Consider the following 18,899-nt stretch of genomic DNA (forward strand, 5'->3'; position numbering starts at 1 on the left):
ATAAATGAAAGATGACTCCCGAACATATTCGGGAGTCATCTTGATTTCACCTCTTATTTGCCTGTCGGTATAAGAAGCTTTTGGCCTACGTAAATCCGATTCGGATTTTTCAGCTTATTGTATTTCGCAAGCTGCTGCCAGGTTGTGCCGTAATTACGGGCAATCTCCCATAACGTATCGCCCTTCTTCACCGTGTAGACGATATCGGCAGGAGCCTCCGGCTTCGGATCGGGCTTTGGCTCCGGCTTCGCAGGCGGTTCCGGTTTCACTGGCGGCTTCGGATCGGGCTTCGCAGGCGGCTTGGGAACAGTTGTTGCCGGAGCCGCAAAGCTTAACTTAAACTCCGAGTAACCGTCTTCCGTTGAGCCAACGTAAGAAAGCGATTTGACTTCTGCTGCCGCAGCTTTCGCATCCGGCGAAGTCTTAAAGGCAACATTCACCTTGTCGTTGATCGGCGCAAGCGACCAGTTGCCGTCCGCTGTCGGGTTAATGGTCTTGAACGAGCGAATATAGTCAATGATGACCTGGCGGTTCTCGTCCGGCGAAGCCAGTATAATCCGCTTGCCGTCCGGATTCGCGAACTTGCTGGACGAAGCGCGGTAGTTGTTAGACGCAACGACGAATTTCTTCGCCGGATCAATAGGTTTTCCCTCGTATTTCAGATTCACAATCCGGCTGGACTTCGCGTTTAATACCGTCCCGTCAGCTTTATATTTCGCGGGCTTCGAGACGTCGATCTGGTAAGTCACCCCGTCGATAACGTCAAAGTTGTAAGTAGGGAAATCATAGTTGATCAACTCCTGCTTCTCCCTCGAAGCCGGGTCAATCGTATTGAACTGGCCAGCCGACCATTCCAGCCATTCCTTCAGCTCCGCTCCGGTTACAAGCACCGCATTCACCGTGTTGGAATACAGATACAGGTCGGCTACGTTCTTAATCGCGATGCTGCCCGCGGGAATGTTGGTGTAATAAGCGGGACCTTGCCGACCGCCCGCCTTAAACGGCGCCCCTGCCGACAAGACCGGAATCCCTTCGTAATCGGTCCCCTGTAGCTGCTTCTCCACGTACCATTTCTGCGCATTGGTCACGATTTGAATCGACGGGTCATCCTGCACCAGCGCAAAAAAGCTGTTTATCGGAGCCGTCGTTGTCCCTACCGGTCCGCGAACGTAATCCAGCGTATGCTGATGGTCCTCGGCTACCGCATCCAGAACTTCCTGATCCGCGTCAACCAGCGGCTTCTTGTTCACCGTATCGAAGATCGGCTTCACCGCTGTTTTCGAATCCGCAACGGTCCATTTGCCGTCTGCCAGCTGCAGCTTCAGATCAATAATGCCAAGATTGTTGCCCCAGAAGCCCGGTTCAACGGCCGGCACTCCGTTAATCGTCCCTTTCGTCAGATCAACGCCAGTCTTCCCTTCAAACGACTTGTCCGGAAATACCTTGTGCGCATGGCCGAACAGGATCGCGTTAATATCCTTCACTTTGCTTAAGTAGAGCACCGAGTTTTCCATCTGATCCGTCTGCGGAATATCCTCAAAGCCGGAATGCGGAATCGCGATAATAATATCGGCTCCCTTGGCTTTCATCTCCGGCACGAATTTTTCGGCGGTCTTCACGATATCCTTCGTTATAACCTTGCCTTCCAGCTTGGCTTTATCCCACTGCAGAATCTGCGGCGGCACAAAACCGATAACGCCAACCTTCAGCTTATGAACGGCGCCGGTCTCGTCCTTCACTTCCTTGTCGAGAATAAGATAAGGGGTAAAATAGTTCTTGTCATTCGTCTCGTCTTTATCGCCGTCATCGATATACACGTTCGCGTTTACGTAAGGAAAGTCGGCTCCGCCAATCGAATTTTTCAGGAAATCAAGCCCGTAGTTGAATTCATGGTTGCCGATATTTCCCGCATCGTAATCAAGCAGATTAAGCGCTTTGTACACGGGATGCGTCTCCCCCTGCTTCAGAGGGTCCACCGTCGCCACATAGTCGCCAAGCGGGTTGCCTTGAATCAAATCCCCGTTATCGAACAGGAGACTGTTCGCCGCTTCCTCCCGCGCTTGCTTGATCAAGGTCGCCGTCTTGGCAAAGCCGTACTCGTCCGTAGGCTTGTCCGCGAAATAATCGTAGTTCACGATATTTACGTGCAGGTCCGTCGTCTCCATAATCCGCAGCTCAACCGTAGTCCCGCTGTCTGCCGCAGACGCGGCCGCGGGCAACGGCAACACCGTTAAGCCTGCTGCCACAACAGCCGAGAGTGTCCGCTTCCATGTTGATTTACTTGACTTCACCAAAGCAAAATCCTCCCTATCTATCCCTATTTGTCGATGCTCACCTTACACAGAGATGAAATAACTGGATGACGGCGGCATCATTTTCCTCATTTTAGGGGAAGTAATCTGAATTGTCACGCAATTATTTTGTAATTTTATTACTAATTATGTAAGGTTTTCTTTCGTTCAGAAAGGGCCTGAACGGATGTAAAAAAAGGGGATACGGGATGATGGCCTCAGCCATTCAACCCGTATCCCCTTATTCGCGGCTAATTGTTATTGCTCGGTCAGAATAACCGGACCGTTCGCCGTAATCGCAATCGTATGCTCATACTGGGCGGACAGCTTGCCGTCTCTTGTGCGCGCCGTCCAGCCGTCCGCGTCGATCTTCATTTGGTAGGTTCCCACATTCAGCATCGGCTCAATGGTGAAGACCATCCCTTCCTTAATCCGCGGACCTTTGTTAGGCGGCCCGTAATGCGGCACCTGCGGATCCTCGTGCATCTCTTGCCCGATGCCATGTCCGATGAAATCGCGGACAACCGAGAAGCCTTCGGCCTCGGCATAAGCCTGGATCGCATGGGACACGTCCCCGATCCGGTTGCCGGCAACGGCTTTTTCGATCCCTTTATAAAGGGATTCTTTAGTCACGCGCAGCAAGCGGTCCGCTTCTTCGGAGACATTGCCTACCGGATAGGACCAGGCGGAGTCTGCCAGCCAGCCGTTCAGGTTAACGACCATATCGATCGTTACGATGTCGCCGTCCTTCAGCTTCTCCTTCTTCGGAAAGCCGTGACAGATGACATCGTTGACCGATGCGCAGGTTGCGTACTGATAGCCTTTGTAGCCCTTCTGTTCCGGTGTCGCGCCATATTGCTTCATCAGCTTCTCGGCGAATTGATCAATCTCGTGGGTCGTAATGCCCGGTGCGATTAACTTCGCGATTTGTCTATGGATTTCGGCCAAAATCTTGCCGGCTTCATGCATGCGGTTGATTTCCGCTTCCGTCTTAATAATAATCATGTGTGCTTCTCCCTTATATGGTGTTCAATAATGAGCATACCAAAGCGACAAGCTTACATGCAAATACTATATCCCTTGCGCAAGCGAAAATAACCCCCTCCGGGTCCGGAGGGGGTTATTGAAAAACCGCTATATTTTATAAAATGACCGTAATCATTGTTCTTCTGCTTCGTCATCGGATGCTTCTTCAGCATCAGTCTCTTCTTCCTCGGAATCAGCAGCCTCTTCTTCGGCTACCGCCGCTTCTTCTTCAGCTGCTTCAACTACCTCTTCTTCGGCAGCCGCAACAACCTCTTCAGCGGATTCTTCAACAGCTTCCTCAGCTGCTGCTTGAACGACTTCTTCTTCATGGCTCATCGTAATCACCTCCTGTTTCTTTATACCTTAATAATAGCGCTTTCATAGAATCCTACAAGAGGTGTAAAATGTCGTAATCTGTGAGATTATGACTAATACGACGAATTTTTTACAGGACTGGACTTTAGTCGGGTTCCGGTTGTAGCCTAAAGAATGAGGACTTCCAAAAACCCGCATGATATGCTGTACCTAAAGGAGATGAGCGCAATGAATAAAAGGACCATTCTTGGCCCTGTATTTATTCTTCTCGGAGCATACTTACTGTTGAATAAGGGAATGCATTTCGGACCGGGTAACCTGTTCGGCTACTTCTGGCCAAGCTTGTTCGTAATCCCGCTTGGTCTGTTCTTCCACTGGCTTTATTTTTCCATGACGGGGAGAAAAGGGATCGGCGTCCTGATCCCGGGCGGTATCCTGCTGGTGTCCGGCGTGACGTCGCAGATCGCCATGCTCTTCAATAACTGGGAGTATATGTGGCCCGGCTTTATCGTCGCGGTTGCAGCCGGCCTCTTCGAGTTCTACTGGTTCGGCAACCGCAACAAGTGGCTGCTGATTCCGATCAACATCCTGCTCGTGCTGGGATTGTTGTTCTTCGCCGTGTTCTCGCTTGGAACATTCCTCAATCAAGTAGAGGTTGTACGTCCGTTCCTCGCTATCGCGCTGATCATTGTAGGGGCAGCCGCCCTGGTTATGCGCCGCAAAGAGCATTAGTGCGTTTTACGCTTCAAAACAGAAAGAGCAGCCTCGGGTTGGAGGATGCTCTTTTTCTATTTAACAATTAATCGATAGTTTCGACACAATCCGCTATGTTCCTGCTCTCCCAACTGCGATATACTAGATTCCATATGTAAAATAATCCTATTGCTGTGCACCTTCAGGAGGAATACCGTTTGTCTATCAAGACCAAGCTGGCCTGGTTCATATCGCTTACCGTCATTGTCATCCTAAGCCTAAACTTATCGATTTACTACTTCTCCACCTCTTCCCAGCTGCAAAGGGACGCCGAGCAGCAAATGGTGGGCATCGCCAAGCAGATTGGCGAAACCCTTGACGCCGCGCAAAGATCCAAGCAGCTGATCGAGGATTCCGTCGGCGAGAAGCTTCGGCTCGCTTCCATCTCCGCGCAACGCAAGCTGGGTCCCGATATCAACAAGATTACGAACGGGCAGCTCGTCATGCTGAGCCAGGAGCTGGGCGTGGACTATATTACGCTCTGGGCGAAGGACGGAGACGACATCACTGCTCAGAAGTCCTCCAATCCCAAGGCGATTGGGGCAAGCTCCAAAGCGCTAGGTTATTGGTATACCGCATTCAGCCAGCTGTTCGAAATGCGCCAGGTCATCATTCCCCAAGGACAGAAGCTGAATCATTTCTGGTCTCCGCCGATTACGATCATTCCTTCCGATTTGAATGACGTCAATAAATTGGGCTTTTATTATAATGACAAAACCAACTACCTGATCAATCCGATTGTCCATGCCGGTGCATTCTTTAATCTGGAAAACTTGAAGAGCAGCGATGCCATTGCACAGCAGATCATTGCGGATAACCCTTCCATTCTTGAAATTTCCGGGTTCAGTCCGGCCTTTTATAAAGATCCCCAAGTTATTTTAATGAAGGATAATGTACCTCCCTACAAGCTGGATAACAAGAGCATGATATTCGGCCGGTACAATTACGTCGATCTCCATGATTACACCAATCTGATGAAAGCCGATCAGACCGGGGCGATTGTCACGACAAAAGCAAAAATTCATGGCCATAAAGTGTTGAAGAGCTTTATCCCGATGTCGGGGACAAGCAAATCCGTCATTGTCGTGAACATCAATTATGCAGCCATCAAGCAGCCTTTGTATCATCAGCTGTTTATTCAAATTCTGATCTCGCTTTGCCTGATGGGCGCTGCCGTCGCCTGCAGCTCCTTTATTGCCGGATTCATGATCCGGACATTGGAGATGATTATGCAGCGGGTCCACGATATCTCGCGGGGCAACTTCGGCGAACAGATCGTTATCGACAGCAATAACGAGTTTGGCGCGTTAGCTTCGCAGGTCAACGCCATGAGCTCCAATCTGCACAGTTACCAGACGCAGCTTACCGCTGCGGCCAAGGAGCTTCTCCATACGAAGCAGTATCTGGAGTCCTTCATCAACAATACCTCCGACGCCATTCATGTCGTGGATCTTGAGGGCAGAACGATAGATGCGAACAAGGCCTTTGAGACGATGTTCGGCTGGACGCTGGCGGAGGCTGCCGGACAGAAGCTGCCCATGTTTAAACCCGAGATTTTGGCCGAGCTTAGCGAGAAAGGAAAAACCATTCTGAACGGCGGGCAGGTAACAGACTATGAGACCGTTCTGTACCGCAAAGACGGGCAGCCGGTTGAAGTGAGCATTACGTTGTCCGGCATTCGGGACGAACGCGGATATTTTGTCGCTTACGCATCCATTGCGAGGGATATTGCCGAGCGCAAACGGACGGAGGAAATCATGCGCCGGTCGGAGAAGCTGTCGGTTGTCGGGCAGCTTGCGGCGGGCGTCGCCCATGAAGTCCGCAACCCCCTTACCACCCTGCGCGGCTTCGTTCAGCTGATGCAGAAGGACAGCAGACTGGACAAATCTTACTTGAACATCATGCTTTCGGAGCTAGACCGGATTAACCTCATCGTAAGCGAGTTTCTCGTATTCGCGAAGCCGCAGGCCGATCGTTATCAGGAAGCGGATTTGTATGCGATCATGAATGATATTATCGTTCTGTTGGACTCCGAGGCCAATATTCATAACGTTCAGATGATCACTTGTCTGGAGCCCGGGGTTCCGCCTCTTCGATGCGAATCCAACCAGCTTAAGCAGGTGCTTGTGAATGTGATGAAAAACGGCATGGAAGCTATGCCGGACGGCGGCGAGCTGACGCTGGAGCTTGCGCGGGAATCGGAAGAGAACATTCTGATCCGGATCAAGGATCAAGGAGTGGGTATCCCCGAGGAGGACCTTGCGCGGCTCGGCGAGCCTTTCTTCACGCGAAAGACCGAGGGCAACGGCCTCGGCCTTATGATCAGTCATCAAATTATCCAGCATCATAAAGGAACGATCCGGTACGACAGCAAGCCCGGCGAAGGGACCTGCGTCGAAATCCGCATTCCCTTTCGTTAACCCTCTTCTGGCGGAGACAGCATAATTCTGCCGTTCTCCAGCTGGACCCGCGCCTTGCGGTGATCCTTGAATCCAGCCGCCTCCAAATAGCCATGCGGCACTTGGAGGCGGCCTGCTTTGTCCAGCACGGCATACTCGACATGAGATTCCCTCTCCGCCTCATCCTCCGCCAGCTCGGCAAGCTCCTCCATATACGATTTGCGGCGCAGCATCTCCGAAGAGATTTTGCCGTCCCGGATCGCTACCACGCGGTCCACCTTGCGGGCCAGCTCCGGATCATGGGTTACGATAACGACCGTAAGCCCCAGCTCCCGGTTAAGCGTGCGGAACAACTCCAGAATTTGCGCCGCCATCCTCGTATCGACCGAGCCGGTAGGCTCGTCGGCCAGCAGCAGCCGCGGATGATTGGCCAGCGCGATGGCGATCGCCACCCGCTGCTGCTCCCCGCCGGACAGCTGCTGCAGCTTATGATGGGCGCGGTGGGATAATCCCACCGCTTCGAGAAGCTCGCGCGCCCGCTGCTGCTTGCGGCGGCCGTTCAGCAGAATCGGCAGCTCGACATTTTGCTGCGCGGTCAGGTAAGGAATCAGGTTCCTGGCGTTATTTTGCCAGACGAAGCCTACGCTTTCCCGCTTGTATTTCACGAAGTCCCGTTCCTTGAACTTCATCAGATCCTTGCCGTCCACCGTCAGACTGCCTGCCGTCGGACGGTCAAGCCCGCCCAGCATATTCAAAAGCGTGGATTTGCCGCTGCCGCTGTTGCCGATAATCGCCATCAGCTCCCCGGCCTCCACATGGAGGTCAAGGCCTTGCAGCGCGAACACTTCCAGTTCGTTTGCCTTGTAAATTTTGACCAAACCTTCGCAATGGATCAACGGTTAATCCTCCCCCAGCTTAATAGCCTGATGGATTTTGAGGCGCGAGAGCATGTAGCCCAGAATAATAAGGCCGATCAGAATGGTTGATCCCACAAAGACGTAGATCCGGATAGAATCAATCGGGTCGACCATTACTTTAAACGGCGGTACCAGCTGCTTCGCGTCAAAAGCATTCTGGAACAGAGGAACAAACAAGCGGCTTGCGGTCAGCCCCGTGACCAGACCGATGGCAATCGCGGCCCCGGACGTCAGCAGCTGCTCGACCGTCAGCATCCCGATTAATTGGCGCAAGGACAAGCCCATGGCCCGCATAATCCCGTTTTGCAGCATCCGCCCGCGCAGCACCAGCGTCCAATAAAGCAGGAAGCCCGCAAAGCTGATGACAAGCGAGATAATAAAACCAAGCGTTAAGGTGCCGTTAACCGCCATCAGGAACGGATCCGATTTGGCCGTAGTCAGCTTGCTCTTCATGTCGGATATATCAACAATGCTTAGCTTTTTGTCTTCGATATCCCGGTACAAATCGTTTACGCTTGCGCCCGGCTTCATCTTCAGCCATACCTGGTAGGGCTCAAGCGACAAATACGTCTGAATTTGCAGACGGCTGCCCACAATCAGCTTAGGCGCCGGCGTTTCCGCATCCCGCGGATTCGGATTAAAGGTTGGGAAATAGTCCAACACCCCATATACGACAAACGGCTGCATATCGATGCCATCCCAGCCTACCCAGACCGTATCGCCGGCCTTCAGCTTATTCTCGTCGGCCAAGGTTTTCGAGATCAGCACCGCATTAGGCGCCGCAGCCATCAGATTCAAATAATCATAGAAAGGATAATCCAGCAGACCGTCGCGGAACCAAGCCGTCTGACCGAATTCATCCGTATCGATTCCGACCAGCTTGGCGGAGCCGGAGCCTTCCTCGGTGCTGTAGGATGCATTGTCATGGATCAGTACTTTTGCCGTGCTCTCAACGCCGGCAAGCTGGGTATAAGGCTCGAAAGGCGGCTCCGAATAGTGGATGACCGGCTTCGTCAGCGTGACGGCCGCCTGTTGCTGCTGGGGACCTCCTCCCGGATTTTCGGGCGGCTTGTCGTTTGGCCAGTTCGCCTGAAGGACTACATCCGCCCCGCTCGCATACCGGATCCGGTCTTCGCCGTTATGATTGATGGTGCGGGCAGCGCTTGCGCTAAACATGCCGGTAGCGATCGTCATCATGAGGAAGACCATCAGGAACTGATAACCCGCGCTCGATCGTCCGACCTGAATAAGCGTCGCATACATCGAAGGCGGCCACCATTTGCGCCCGATCCAATAGATTAATCGCAGGAAATAAGGGTATACCCTTAGCAGCAGCATGCCTCCGCCCAAAATAAATAAGGCGGGCACCGCGAACTGCAGCGGATCGATATGCAGCGCTTCATTATCGAGGCCAAGCGTCTGCAGCGTCTTCATCCGCTCGTGGAAAACTTTAAGACCGTACAAAGACACGGCAAGGGCAATCACGTCAAGGAACAGCTTATGCCAAAACGGCGTCTGCCGCATGCGGGCCAGCTGCTGCTTATGCCCGACAATGGTGGTTTTGGTCGCAAAAATGACCGGCACTAGCATGACGATTAGAGCGGTAACCGCTGCCGCTGCCGCATACAAATAGACCTCGCTGTTGAGATGAACGCGGATGCCGGAGCGCTGAACGAAGGACATAAAGCCGTTCGAGGAGCCCAGCACCTTGGTCAAGAACATGCCGAGCGGCGGCCCCGCGGCGACCGCTACCGCGCCAAGCAGCGTATATTCCGCCAGGTAGGACAGCATAATCTGCCAGCGGGCGGCCCCGCGGCTGCGCAGAACGGCAATTTCGGTCTTCTGCCGGTTCGTGATCAGATTCGATACCATAAAGACGTACAGGCCAAGCATCGCAAGCACGGGGACGTTGAGCGACCACATCAGAATGCGCAAATTATCGGAGCTCTTGAAATAACGATCGATAACGTCGACATACTGCGCTTCAAGCGTGTAATGGTAATTGGCTTTTACCTGGGCCTTCATGGTTTCGGCAGCCTTCAGATAACCGTCAATATTGCGGAGCTCCAGATCCTGATATTTCGGTACGATATGCCAAGCGTTCGAATTGACAAGCAGGCGGTGCGTCTGGATAAACTCCTTATCCAGCACGTCGCTGTTCATGATAAGGGAACTCGTGAATCCTCCCAGATCCGGGGACAGGAAGAAAAGATCATCGTCCTCCTTCTTCGTCATGACGCCAACCGGCTTTACCTTGACTTCATTTTTATTGAGATCCTCGAAGACAAACACCGTGCCGAGTACCGTACGCAGCGTGCTCAGGCCTTTTTCCGTCACGAGCACCTCGTATACGCCGTCGACCGGCTTATCCGCCGGCATCCGACCGTCGATCAGCTTAATATGCTGCTCGAGGTCTTTGACGCTGGTCAAGCTCGTGCGGTATATCTTTTTCTTCTCGCCCGGAGGCGGAGCCTGATCAAGACTAAGATCAAAGGCGGATGTGTATAAGTCGGAGGTTTTCTCGATCAGATCCACCGGGATCATCGGAAGCACTTTGCCCGTCATAAACCGTTCATTCGCCTGCATCTGCTTGATGCGCTGCTCCGCGTTGTTCACGCCGATATACGTAAATTTCATATTCATCGTACCCGGGTAGGAGCTCAGCTGCGAAGCCTCCAGCTCCTTCACCAGCATGCGGGACAGGATGGCTTCCGTATACGTCGGAATACTGGAGACCAAGCCGACCGTCAGGACAAGTCCGATCAGAAGGCTGAGCTCCAGCCATTTGTTTTGCGTCATTTTACGCACTATCATGGACAATAAAGCCACAGGTAAGCCTCCACTTCGCGAAAAAAATGAATTAGTTCAGAACGATTGTCTGGCCTTCCTTCAGCCCGCGGACGATTTCCACCTCCGTTGCCGATTGAATGCCTACCTCCACATCCACTTCCCGCAAAGCTTTTCCGTCCAGCACGCGGACAAACGTGCGTCCCAGATAGGAACGGAGCCCGCTCTTCGGAATGAGAACCGCATTCTTATGCTCCATGAGAACGATGGATACGTTGGCGCTTGAGCCGATCTCCGCCCCTTCCGGAAGCTTGCCGACATTCACGTAAAGCGTGCTGCTGTATTTGGATTTAAGGTCGGGATCGGTTGTCAGCGGGGCGGAGGACGGCGTCTGCACGACCTTGCCGGTCGTTTCGAAATTTTTGCCGGCCGTAATCACCGCGTTCATGCCCACCTGGACCTCGCCGATGCTGCCGGCATCCGAAGAACGATAGGAAAAACGCAGCTTGGTTGGATCCGCCACCCGGACAAGCGTCTGGTAAGGCTGCACGAAATCTCCCTCTGCCAGCTCCTCGACAAAGATGACCTGGCCGTCCATCGTTGCCCTCAGCTTGCTCTGTTCGGCGGTCTGCTCCAGCTTGTCCCGCTTCAGCTGTTCAATCTCCAGCTGCAGCTGGGCGATATGGATCTCCTGCGCATTGCCGCCCTGCTTCGCTTGCTTCAAGGCGTATTCGGCCCGCTCCGCCGCCAACTTCTGCTCGAGCGTCTGCACGTCCAGACCGTCTACGACAAGCTCGGCCAGCAAATCGCCTTTCTTGACCGTATCGCCAGAGGAAACGTACAGCTTCTTCAGCCGTCCGCCCTGCGATTTGAATTGGGCGTATTCGCTTGCCGTCGATTCGAACACGCCCGAGCCTTTTACTTCACGGCGGATATCGCCCGTCTTCACCTCATCGGTTGAATAATTCTGCTCCGCCGGCTTTACGAGCGGCGGCTTCAGAGGCTCCTCCTCATTCGGGATAAGCGAGCAGCCCGCAAGCAGGGACAAGCTAACGCTCAAGGCTAAAGCTAAACTATAATTTCGCAGCTTCAACAATGGTTCCATCCTCCAGTTCATAGACTTCATCCACGATTTCCATGATCGCCGGGTCATGCGTCGTCATGACGACCGTCATGCCCTCTTCCCGCACAAGATTGCGCAGCACGCTTAATATGTGCAGCCCGGTCCGGCTGTCGAGCTCCGCCGTAGGCTCGTCAGCTAGGAGCAGCTTAGGCTTGTGGGCAATCGCCCGGGCGATCGCCGTCCGCTGCTGCTCGCCCCCGGACATCTCGAAGGGGCGGTGATGCATCCGCGGCTTCAGGCCGACGTAATCAAGCGCCTGCAGGGCCGCTTCCTTCCTCGCCGATGCCGGAACGCCGGCTATACGCATGGCGAATTCCACATTCTCGTAAGCAGACATAAGAGGAAATAACGCGAAGGATTGGAAGATCAGCCCCATCTGCGTCCTGCGGATATCCCCCCGTGCCTTGTCGGACAGCCCGCTAAGCGCAATGCCGTCGAAATCCACAGTCCCTTCCGTGGGCGAATCCAATGCTCCAAGGAGATTTAGCAGCGTTGTTTTGCCTGAACCCGATCTCCCCTTCAAAGCAACCAGACGTCCGCGCGCAATAGATAGATTAACGCCCTGCAGAACAACCGCAGCGCCGGAACCGCGTCCAAATGTACGCTTGAGCCCATCCACCCGAAGCAAGGTCTGCTCTTCCGCGTAATCCCTGACTTCGTGAGCAGAATCCGTCATTCTCCCCAACCCCTTTTTCTTCAGGCATCCATATGCCGCTTTTAATGTAACCGCTGTCAAATTTCGTCGTTGAATTGGATTTTACAGGAACTTACAGAAGGTGTAAATGCTATTTTTATAAGGTCGGTAGTAATCCCCATAGAATCAGTGAAAAAGAGCATGCCGGTAGGCATGCTCTTCTCTTCCCCCTATTTGCCTAGTCTCGTACAGTAACGGAAGAAAGGCTTCAGATTGGCCTGCTGAAGCAGCGGAACGGCCGCTTCGATCTGCTGCACCTCCCAATCCCACCATTTCACCTGAAGCAGTCTCTCGATGACATCGGGCGGAAAACGATACTTGATGACGCGGGCAGGATTCCCGCCAACGATGGCATAAGGAGGTACGTCCTTCGTTACCAGCGCATGCGTGCCTACAATTGCCCCGTGGCCAATCGTAACGCCGGACAATATCGTGGCGTAATGCCCAATCCACACGTCATTGCCGATCGTAACATTACCATTGGAATAAGCGCCTTCCGTAAAATACTGCGTCATATACGCGGTAAAAGGGAACGAGCTGATCCATTCGTAGTGATGATTGCCTCCCAGAAATATCGTTGCGGTGTTCGATACCGAACAGAACTTGCCAATCGTACCAATCGTATTTTCCGTCCAAGACAGCACGATTGGCGTGCCCATCGTAAACGGCCCGATAAACAGCTTATTGTTAACCTGACGCGGAGGCAGTGCCTCCAAAATCGTCTTCATATTAGTCACTGCTCAATCATCCTCCGACCTATCAACTTGCCTCGCTTAGAAGCAGTATATTCATAGAGCGCTTGCTCCGTACAGGCTACCCGGCAGGCAGCGGCGGATATGTGGCGGTTGCCCGGCAAATCTTGTTTTGGCGGGAAGGGATCAGTATGATGGGAGTATGGGAATTGGCAGGAAAGGAAGATACGAAAGATGAAATGGAGCGCTATCGGGCAGCTTGGGGATCGGGGGCTTGTCCTGCTGGACAGAATGAATGATTTCTCGGAGGAAGATCCGCTGTATGCCTTTGCCTTGGACGAGCTGCTGTGCAGAAACACCGGAAGAGGCGGACCGGCCGTATGCCATATGTGGCGCCATCCCCGCGCCTTCATCATGGGACTGAGAGACAGCCGCCTGCCGAGAGCCGGCGCAGCCCGTGATTTGCTGGAAACGGCCGGATGGGACACCGCGGTTCGCAATTCCGGCGGAGCCGCTGTTCCGCTGGATAACGGCGTTGTGAACCTGTCGTTAATCTTGCCGAAAAGCGACGTGCTAGATTTCCACTTTCACGACAACTTCGAGCAGATGTACGAGCTCATTCGGCTGGCGCTGCAAGCATCGGGCAGGCAGGTCGACAAAGGCGAGATCAGCGGCGCTTATTGCCCCGGCGATTTCGATCTGAGCATCGGCGGCTACAAGTTCTGCGGCATTGCCCAGCGGCGCCAGGTCAATGCCGTCATCATTCAAGCCTTTATCGTGGCGGAGGGTTCCGGCGCGGAGCGTGCCCGGCTGGTCCGCTCGTTCTATGATATTGCGGCGGCAGGCGCGGATGCGGCCGACTTCCCCGTCGTTACGGCGGACAGCACCGCCAGCCTGGAGGAGCTTGCCGGGCTGGGGGCGGATGCCTCGCTTGCGTTCGCAGCCGCTGTAAGGCAGGTCATCAAGGCCGCCCAGGAAGGCCAGCCCTCTGTTGGCAGCCTAATCCTGCCGACGGCCGAACAGGTCCGCGAAATGGCGGAGACCTTGCATAACCGCTACGCGATATAGCGCTGAAACGAAAATAAGACCCTCCGAGGGTCTTATTTTCGTTTCTATCCTTAGGGAAGCTTAACGATGCGCAGCATCGTTAAGCTCCTCGAAACTTGCCATTGTCCATTCCTTTACGATGCGCGACATCGTTAAGACTAGGAAAAATGTACTCTTTTGCAGCTTTTCGCTCTAATAATTCGAGCTTAACGATACGCCGTATTGTTAAGCCCTCTAAATGTTGCCCCAGCCTACTCCTTAACGATGCGCGACATCGTTAAGCTTCAACCTCATATCTTCAATTGCTTATCAGCCCACAATCTCCAGCTCTTCCCCGAGCAGCTCCTTCAGCCTCGGCACGACTGCTGCCTTGAAATGCTGCGGATCTGCAGCGGTTATATACAGTACCGCACCGGCATTCTCCTCCGTATAGTTAAGGAAATAACGGTACTCCTCCACCGGCTTGTTCTGCTCCGCAATTGCGCAGGTAAACCACCAGTCCGTGAGCTCAAATGCGCGTACGATTTCCTCTTGTGCGTTGACCCGGTACCACAATATATTTTTCAAATAAACCGGACGTTCGTTAGGCAGCAGCCACACCGTATTCGTACCGACCAATCGGCTGTTTACGAAAGCTTGCGTGGCTTCACCTTCATCTTCCAGCGTATAAGTTCCATAAACCTCGTACACGGCAGACCCGATTTTGCGCAGCAGCTCTTCATTCAGCTCATCCAGGGGAACTTCCTGGAAGTAAGCGAGCAGCTGGTCCATTACAGCCAGACTCGTCTCCGGGTCGCGTTCCGGTGCATAGTGGCGCAGCAATATCTCCTTCACGGCTGTACTAATCGTATGGTCCGGGTCAAGGATAGCACCGGCATGAAACGTCTCCGCCGCGTCCATCATCAAGCTCTCTTTATGCGGATCCTTATCCCGGTCCCAATTCGTATATTGAAACAGGACTTCCGTATCCGGCTCGCGAAAAGCCAATATAACCTTGGCCATCGTCTCATAAGCGGCTGGCCCATAACCTAATTCATCCCCTTGCTCCAGCCGAAAAGGATGCGAGTCGATCATCAGCTTCAAACGTTTTTCCTCCTTATAACAACAAAAGTGCCGATAAGCGCGTATCGACACTCCTCAGCTTATTAATTATCCGGCTTGTCGCCGATCATCTCGAGCAGCGCGATTGGAATGTTGAACTGCTGATTGTCGATTTGCAGCATGCGGAGCTGCTCCTCGGCATCAATCACGTTGTCTCCCTTAATCTCGCCCATCTCCATGTGCAGACGCTCCATCTGACGGTCAAGAGCCGTTACCGAGTCCGCAGCGGCCTTCAGCTCCTGCAGCAGACCTTCGGGTACCGCGGCGTTGTATTTGTAGAATATTTTATGCTCCAGGCTTGCCCAGAAATCCATTGCGATCGTCCGGATCTGCACCTCGATGCACACATGCTCCACGCGGTCGGACAAGAAGACCGGCACCTCGATAAGCATATGCAGGCTTTTGTACCCGTTAGGCTTCGGATTCTTGATATAGTCCTTAACCTCAAGCACCTTCAGGTCTGACTGTCTCTTCAGCATTTCGGAAATAAGATAGATATCTTTAATAAAAGAGCATGTAATGCGCAGACCCGCGATATCCCGGATATTGTTCTTGATGCTTGGCAGCGAAATCTCCAGATTTTTGCGGACCAGCTTATTCATAATGCTCTCCGGGGATTTCAGCCGGGATTTGGTATGCTCGATCGGGTTATAGTCATGGAGCATTTGAAATTCCTCTTTCAGAATTTCGATCTTGGTCTCCATTTCGTCCAGCGCAAACTTATACGTCATCATAAACCGAGTAATCAGTTGTTTCAGTTGTTGGAACTGCGATACACTGCTAAGAAGATTCATGCTTCTTGCCTCCTGGCTCCGGCTGCCTCTTTGTATGAAGACCGGTAGTATTCCTATTCAGTATAACGCCCGCAAGGCCGTAATCGCAATTTTACGACCTGCCAACCGCGCTCAGCCCTCTTTATTCGCGTAGCATATCCCGTTTTTGCAGCCGTAGGAATAGATCTCCCCTGTATCCGGGTAGGTCATTCCCTTTCTGTCGAAATCAGAAGGCTCCACCTCATCAATCCTTTGCTTTAAGAGGTAGGCCATCTCGGCAGACAACGGCACATCCTGCTTCCCCCCGATGGCAAATCCCGACTGACCCTCATAAGCCGTCAAAATCCAGCTGCTTCCGTCGCTTCTCTGCGCTTTGATGACATAGGTAAAAGCTTGTTCCATATTAGTGGACTCCTCATTGGGCTCACCAAACAGGGTTAAAAGACATCCCCTGTATCTAGCTATTGCTTCCGTCTCATACGCATAACCAGCAAGCTTTGATGTCCCCATCGTATCAGCATTCACTTTGGTGAAAGTGACATCTTTAATTAGGCTGGCGGAATTTCTTATCTCCTCTTCAACAGCTTGATAATCATTTAGAATATCTGCCTGAATAATCTTCGCGTTGGAGAGTTTAGATTGTTCTTTTCCTAAGTATACGCTTAAAAATAGATAGACCAAGGCCCCTACAACAATCGAAAAAAACAGGGATTTTTTTCTGTTCATAGCATACCTCCACCGAACCATTCACATTGATCCCGTACAGCAAAGTACTCAATTACATCCACTCGCCCTTCGCCACGAGGAACACTTTGCCGCCTATCTTAATCTCGAATTCCCCATTCTTTTTCGAGGCATCAATCAACAGCAAGGAGTCCCGTCCGACGGAGTAGCCTTGCTCTACCCGAAGCTGGATACCGCTTGTGCCAAGCACCTCATGCTCCAGCAGATAACCGGCCAGATTGCCGTTGGCGCTGCCCGTAGCCGGATCCTCGTAATACCCGGTTTCATTCACAAACACCCGGACATGAAGATCGTTTGCCTCATGCACCGTTTCCTGCGTAAATACAAGAAGATTGGCGTCCGCCGTCTCCTTAAGAAACTGCCCGAACTTCTGATGGTGAATGGCGCAGCGCTTGACGGCGTCCAGCGTTTTCACGGGCACGATAACGGATGGCAGCCCCGTTGAAGCGACGCGGATCGGCAAGTCTGCAGCGATTTCTTCAACGCCAATCTGGAGGATATCCGCGATAACCGATGGATCAACGCTCTCTCCAAAAGCCGGCTGCTTCTGCGTCATCCACAGGACGGGATTCTCCCCTTCCGCAAACGAGACGGGAATCTGTCCCACGCCAAGATTCAGGAGGATAGGCTCCTTCCCTTCATTCTCATGCAAATGCCGGATGACATAAGCCGTCCCAAGCGAAGGATGCCCCGCAAACGGGATTTCCGCGTCAGGCGTAAAGATGCGGACGTCGTAACCCCCGTCAGCCAACTTGTCCGACATAATAAAGGTAATCTCGGAGTAATCGAACTCCTTCGCAATCAACTGCATTTCGGAAGTCTCAAGCTCTCCGTCAGGCAGCAGCACCGCCAATTGATTCCCCTGATATTTCCGTTCCGCAAACACATCCACCATATAAAACCGCATTCAACTTCCTCCTCCCGAAAAATGAGAAAAGAACGCCTCCGCCTCATGCGCGGACACGCCCTCCTATATACAACCCTATAACCGCTCCATACGGCGTATCGTCTGGTTGACCACCTCTGACAAGACGAGACCAATCGCAATCGTACCCGAAATCATAAAGGCTTTGACGCCAAGCTGAACCGCGACATCATAGTCGTTCTCCACGACCCTGCGCATCGCATCGTAAGCAATGCCGCCCGGCACAAGCGGGATAATGCCCGCAACGCTAAACACGATAATCGGCGTCTTGTACAGCTTCGCGAACAGCTGGCTGATCACCGCTACGATAATGACGGCAATCAGCGTAGACGGAATCGCCTCCAGTCCCATTTCCGCGCAGGACCGGTACAGCAGCCAGCCTACCATTCCAACAACGCCGCATTGGGGGAGCATCTGTCTAGGCGCGTTAAAAATAAGGCCAAACGCCGCCGATGCAATAAAGCTTGTAACCGCTTGTTCGATCCACAACACTCCCGACATGCCCGTCCCCTCCTCAACCTTAATAAAATGACAGCACCGCCGCTATGCCCGCGCCGATCGCAAACGCCGTCAGAAACGCTTCTACTCCCTTGGACAGTCCCGACACAAGATGGCCCGCCATCAAGTCCCGGACGGCATTCGTAATATGCAAGCCGGGCACCAGCGGCATAACCGAGCCGATAATGACGGTATCCATATGGAGGGCTAGTCCGCTTTTTACAAGCAGAATCGTTACCCCGCCAAGGATCAGGGAGGCTACAAATTCCGCAAACAGCTTAACCGGCACCAGCCGGTGCAGCAGCACCATGCTCCCGAAGCCTAATCCCCCGGCCAAGACGGCAGACAGAAAGTCATGCCACGGACCGCCGAACATGACGAGGAAGCAGCCGCTCGAGACCGCAGCTACAAACACCTGCAGCCAGGTCGGATAGGCGAAGGATGACTCGTCGATCTCCGTCAGCAGACGGTGAGCCTCGCCCACCTCCAGCTTCCCTTGGCTGATGCGCCGTGAAATATCGTTTACAAGCGTGACCTTGCGAAGGTTCGTTGAACGCTCCGAAATGCGAATCAGCCTTGTGGTCGGCACGGAAGCGTCCATCGCGAACAAAATGCCGGTTGGCGTGACGTAGCTCTGCGCATCCGAAATACCGTAAGCAGCGGCGATCCGCACCATGGTATCCTCCACACGGTACGTCTCGCCGCCGTTCTGCAATATGATTTTGCCTGCGAGCAAGCAGGTTTGCGCGATCAGATGATAAGAATTGATCGGCTGCTCCATTACAGTAGAAGTCATGGCTTAATGCTCCTTATG

At 53.1% G+C, this 18,899-nt stretch carries 17 protein-coding genes; 3 read left to right on the forward strand and 14 right to left on the reverse strand.

Features of this window, described 5'->3' with window-relative positions; genetic code table 11:
- Positions 1-53: 53 nt before the first annotated feature.
- The 3 genes from ACR9FF_RS28925 to ACR9FF_RS28935 all read right to left on the reverse strand — a co-directional run bounded on the left by ACR9FF_RS28925 (position 54) and on the right by ACR9FF_RS28935 (position 3,653).
- Positions 54-2,291 (reverse strand): bifunctional 2',3'-cyclic-nucleotide 2'-phosphodiesterase/3'-nucleotidase, encoded by a 2,238-nt coding sequence (locus ACR9FF_RS28925; protein ID WP_435167432.1) that lies wholly within the window; start codon positions 2,289-2,291, stop codon positions 54-56.
- Positions 2,292-2,549: 258 nt separating this feature from the next.
- A complete protein-coding gene (gene map, locus ACR9FF_RS28930; RefSeq protein ID WP_127496170.1) occupies positions 2,550-3,296 on the reverse strand; it encodes a type I methionyl aminopeptidase in 747 nt (248 codons plus the stop codon).
- Between the two features lie 153 nt (positions 3,297-3,449).
- Positions 3,450-3,653 (reverse strand): hypothetical protein, encoded by a 204-nt coding sequence (locus ACR9FF_RS28935; protein ID WP_164775516.1) that lies wholly within the window; start codon positions 3,651-3,653, stop codon positions 3,450-3,452.
- Positions 3,654-3,860: 207 nt separating this feature from the next.
- On the opposite strand from ACR9FF_RS28935, the gene ACR9FF_RS28940 reads away from it, so the two are divergent.
- Positions 3,861-4,364, forward strand: coding sequence for a hypothetical protein (locus tag ACR9FF_RS28940; RefSeq protein WP_015847483.1), 504 nt, complete (start codon positions 3,861-3,863; stop codon positions 4,362-4,364).
- A 179-nt stretch (positions 4,365-4,543) separates the two neighbouring features.
- Complete coding sequence (locus tag ACR9FF_RS28945; RefSeq protein WP_435167437.1) at positions 4,544-6,805, forward strand: ATP-binding protein; 2,262 nt, start codon at positions 4,544-4,546, stop codon at positions 6,803-6,805.
- On the opposite strand, the gene ACR9FF_RS28950 is transcribed toward ACR9FF_RS28945, so the two are convergent.
- The 5 genes from ACR9FF_RS28950 to ACR9FF_RS28970 form a co-directional block, all read right to left on the reverse strand.
- The gene (locus ACR9FF_RS28950; protein ID WP_127496172.1) at positions 6,802-7,680 is read right to left on the reverse strand and encodes an ABC transporter ATP-binding protein; all 879 of its coding nucleotides are present in this window, start codon (positions 7,678-7,680) and stop codon (positions 6,802-6,804) included. The genes ACR9FF_RS28945 and ACR9FF_RS28950 overlap by 4 nt on opposite strands.
- A gap of 3 nt (positions 7,681-7,683) precedes the next feature.
- Entirely contained in the window at positions 7,684-10,530 is a 2,847-nt protein-coding gene (locus ACR9FF_RS28955; protein ID WP_435167441.1) for an FtsX-like permease family protein, read from the reverse strand.
- 31 nt (positions 10,531-10,561) lie between these two features.
- On the reverse strand, positions 10,562-11,584 hold the full coding sequence (locus ACR9FF_RS28960) for an efflux RND transporter periplasmic adaptor subunit (RefSeq protein ID WP_164775517.1): 1,023 nt from the start codon (positions 11,582-11,584) through the stop codon (positions 10,562-10,564).
- Complete coding sequence (locus tag ACR9FF_RS28965; RefSeq protein ID WP_127496174.1) at positions 11,562-12,287, reverse strand: ABC transporter ATP-binding protein; 726 nt, start codon at positions 12,285-12,287, stop codon at positions 11,562-11,564. Before ACR9FF_RS28965 ends, ACR9FF_RS28960 begins: the two co-directional genes overlap by 23 nt.
- 188 nt (positions 12,288-12,475) lie before the next feature.
- Positions 12,476-13,033 carry a CatB-related O-acetyltransferase gene (locus tag ACR9FF_RS28970; RefSeq protein WP_164775518.1) on the reverse strand — a complete coding sequence of 186 codons (558 nt, stop codon included), beginning with the start codon at positions 13,031-13,033 and terminating at the stop codon, positions 12,476-12,478.
- A 198-nt stretch (positions 13,034-13,231) separates the two neighbouring features.
- Between ACR9FF_RS28970 and ACR9FF_RS28975 the strand changes: the two genes are divergently transcribed.
- Positions 13,232-14,065, forward strand: coding sequence for a lipoyl protein ligase domain-containing protein (locus ACR9FF_RS28975; RefSeq protein ID WP_435167446.1), 834 nt, complete (start codon positions 13,232-13,234; stop codon positions 14,063-14,065).
- 288 nt (positions 14,066-14,353) lie between these two features.
- Here the strand turns inward: ACR9FF_RS28975 and ACR9FF_RS28980 are convergent, their stop codons facing one another.
- The 6 genes from ACR9FF_RS28980 to ACR9FF_RS29005 form a co-directional block, all read right to left on the reverse strand.
- On the reverse strand, positions 14,354-15,127 hold the full coding sequence (locus ACR9FF_RS28980) for a hypothetical protein (protein WP_127496177.1): 774 nt from the start codon (positions 15,125-15,127) through the stop codon (positions 14,354-14,356).
- Positions 15,128-15,189: 62 nt separating this feature from the next.
- On the reverse strand, positions 15,190-15,939 hold the full coding sequence (locus ACR9FF_RS28985; RefSeq protein ID WP_127496178.1) for a GTP pyrophosphokinase: 750 nt from the start codon (positions 15,937-15,939) through the stop codon (positions 15,190-15,192).
- Positions 15,940-16,050: 111 nt separating this feature from the next.
- Positions 16,051-16,644: a hypothetical protein gene (locus ACR9FF_RS28990; protein ID WP_435167450.1), complete on the reverse strand. Its 594-nt coding sequence runs from the start codon at positions 16,642-16,644 to the stop codon at positions 16,051-16,053.
- A 52-nt stretch (positions 16,645-16,696) separates the two neighbouring features.
- Entirely contained in the window at positions 16,697-17,569 is an 873-nt protein-coding gene (locus ACR9FF_RS28995) for a PhzF family phenazine biosynthesis protein (RefSeq protein WP_435167453.1), read from the reverse strand.
- A gap of 75 nt (positions 17,570-17,644) precedes the next feature.
- Entirely contained in the window at positions 17,645-18,088 is a 444-nt protein-coding gene (locus ACR9FF_RS29000) for a threonine/serine exporter family protein (protein ID WP_317978779.1), read from the reverse strand.
- A gap of 19 nt (positions 18,089-18,107) precedes the next feature.
- Positions 18,108-18,881 (reverse strand): threonine/serine exporter family protein, encoded by a 774-nt coding sequence (locus ACR9FF_RS29005; RefSeq protein ID WP_435167456.1) that lies wholly within the window; start codon positions 18,879-18,881, stop codon positions 18,108-18,110.
- Positions 18,882-18,899: the final 18 nt, after the last annotated feature.

The organism is Paenibacillus glycanilyticus (assembly GCF_051200795.1).
GTDB classification, from domain to species: domain Bacteria; phylum Bacillota; class Bacilli; order Paenibacillales; family Paenibacillaceae; genus Pristimantibacillus; species Pristimantibacillus glycanilyticus.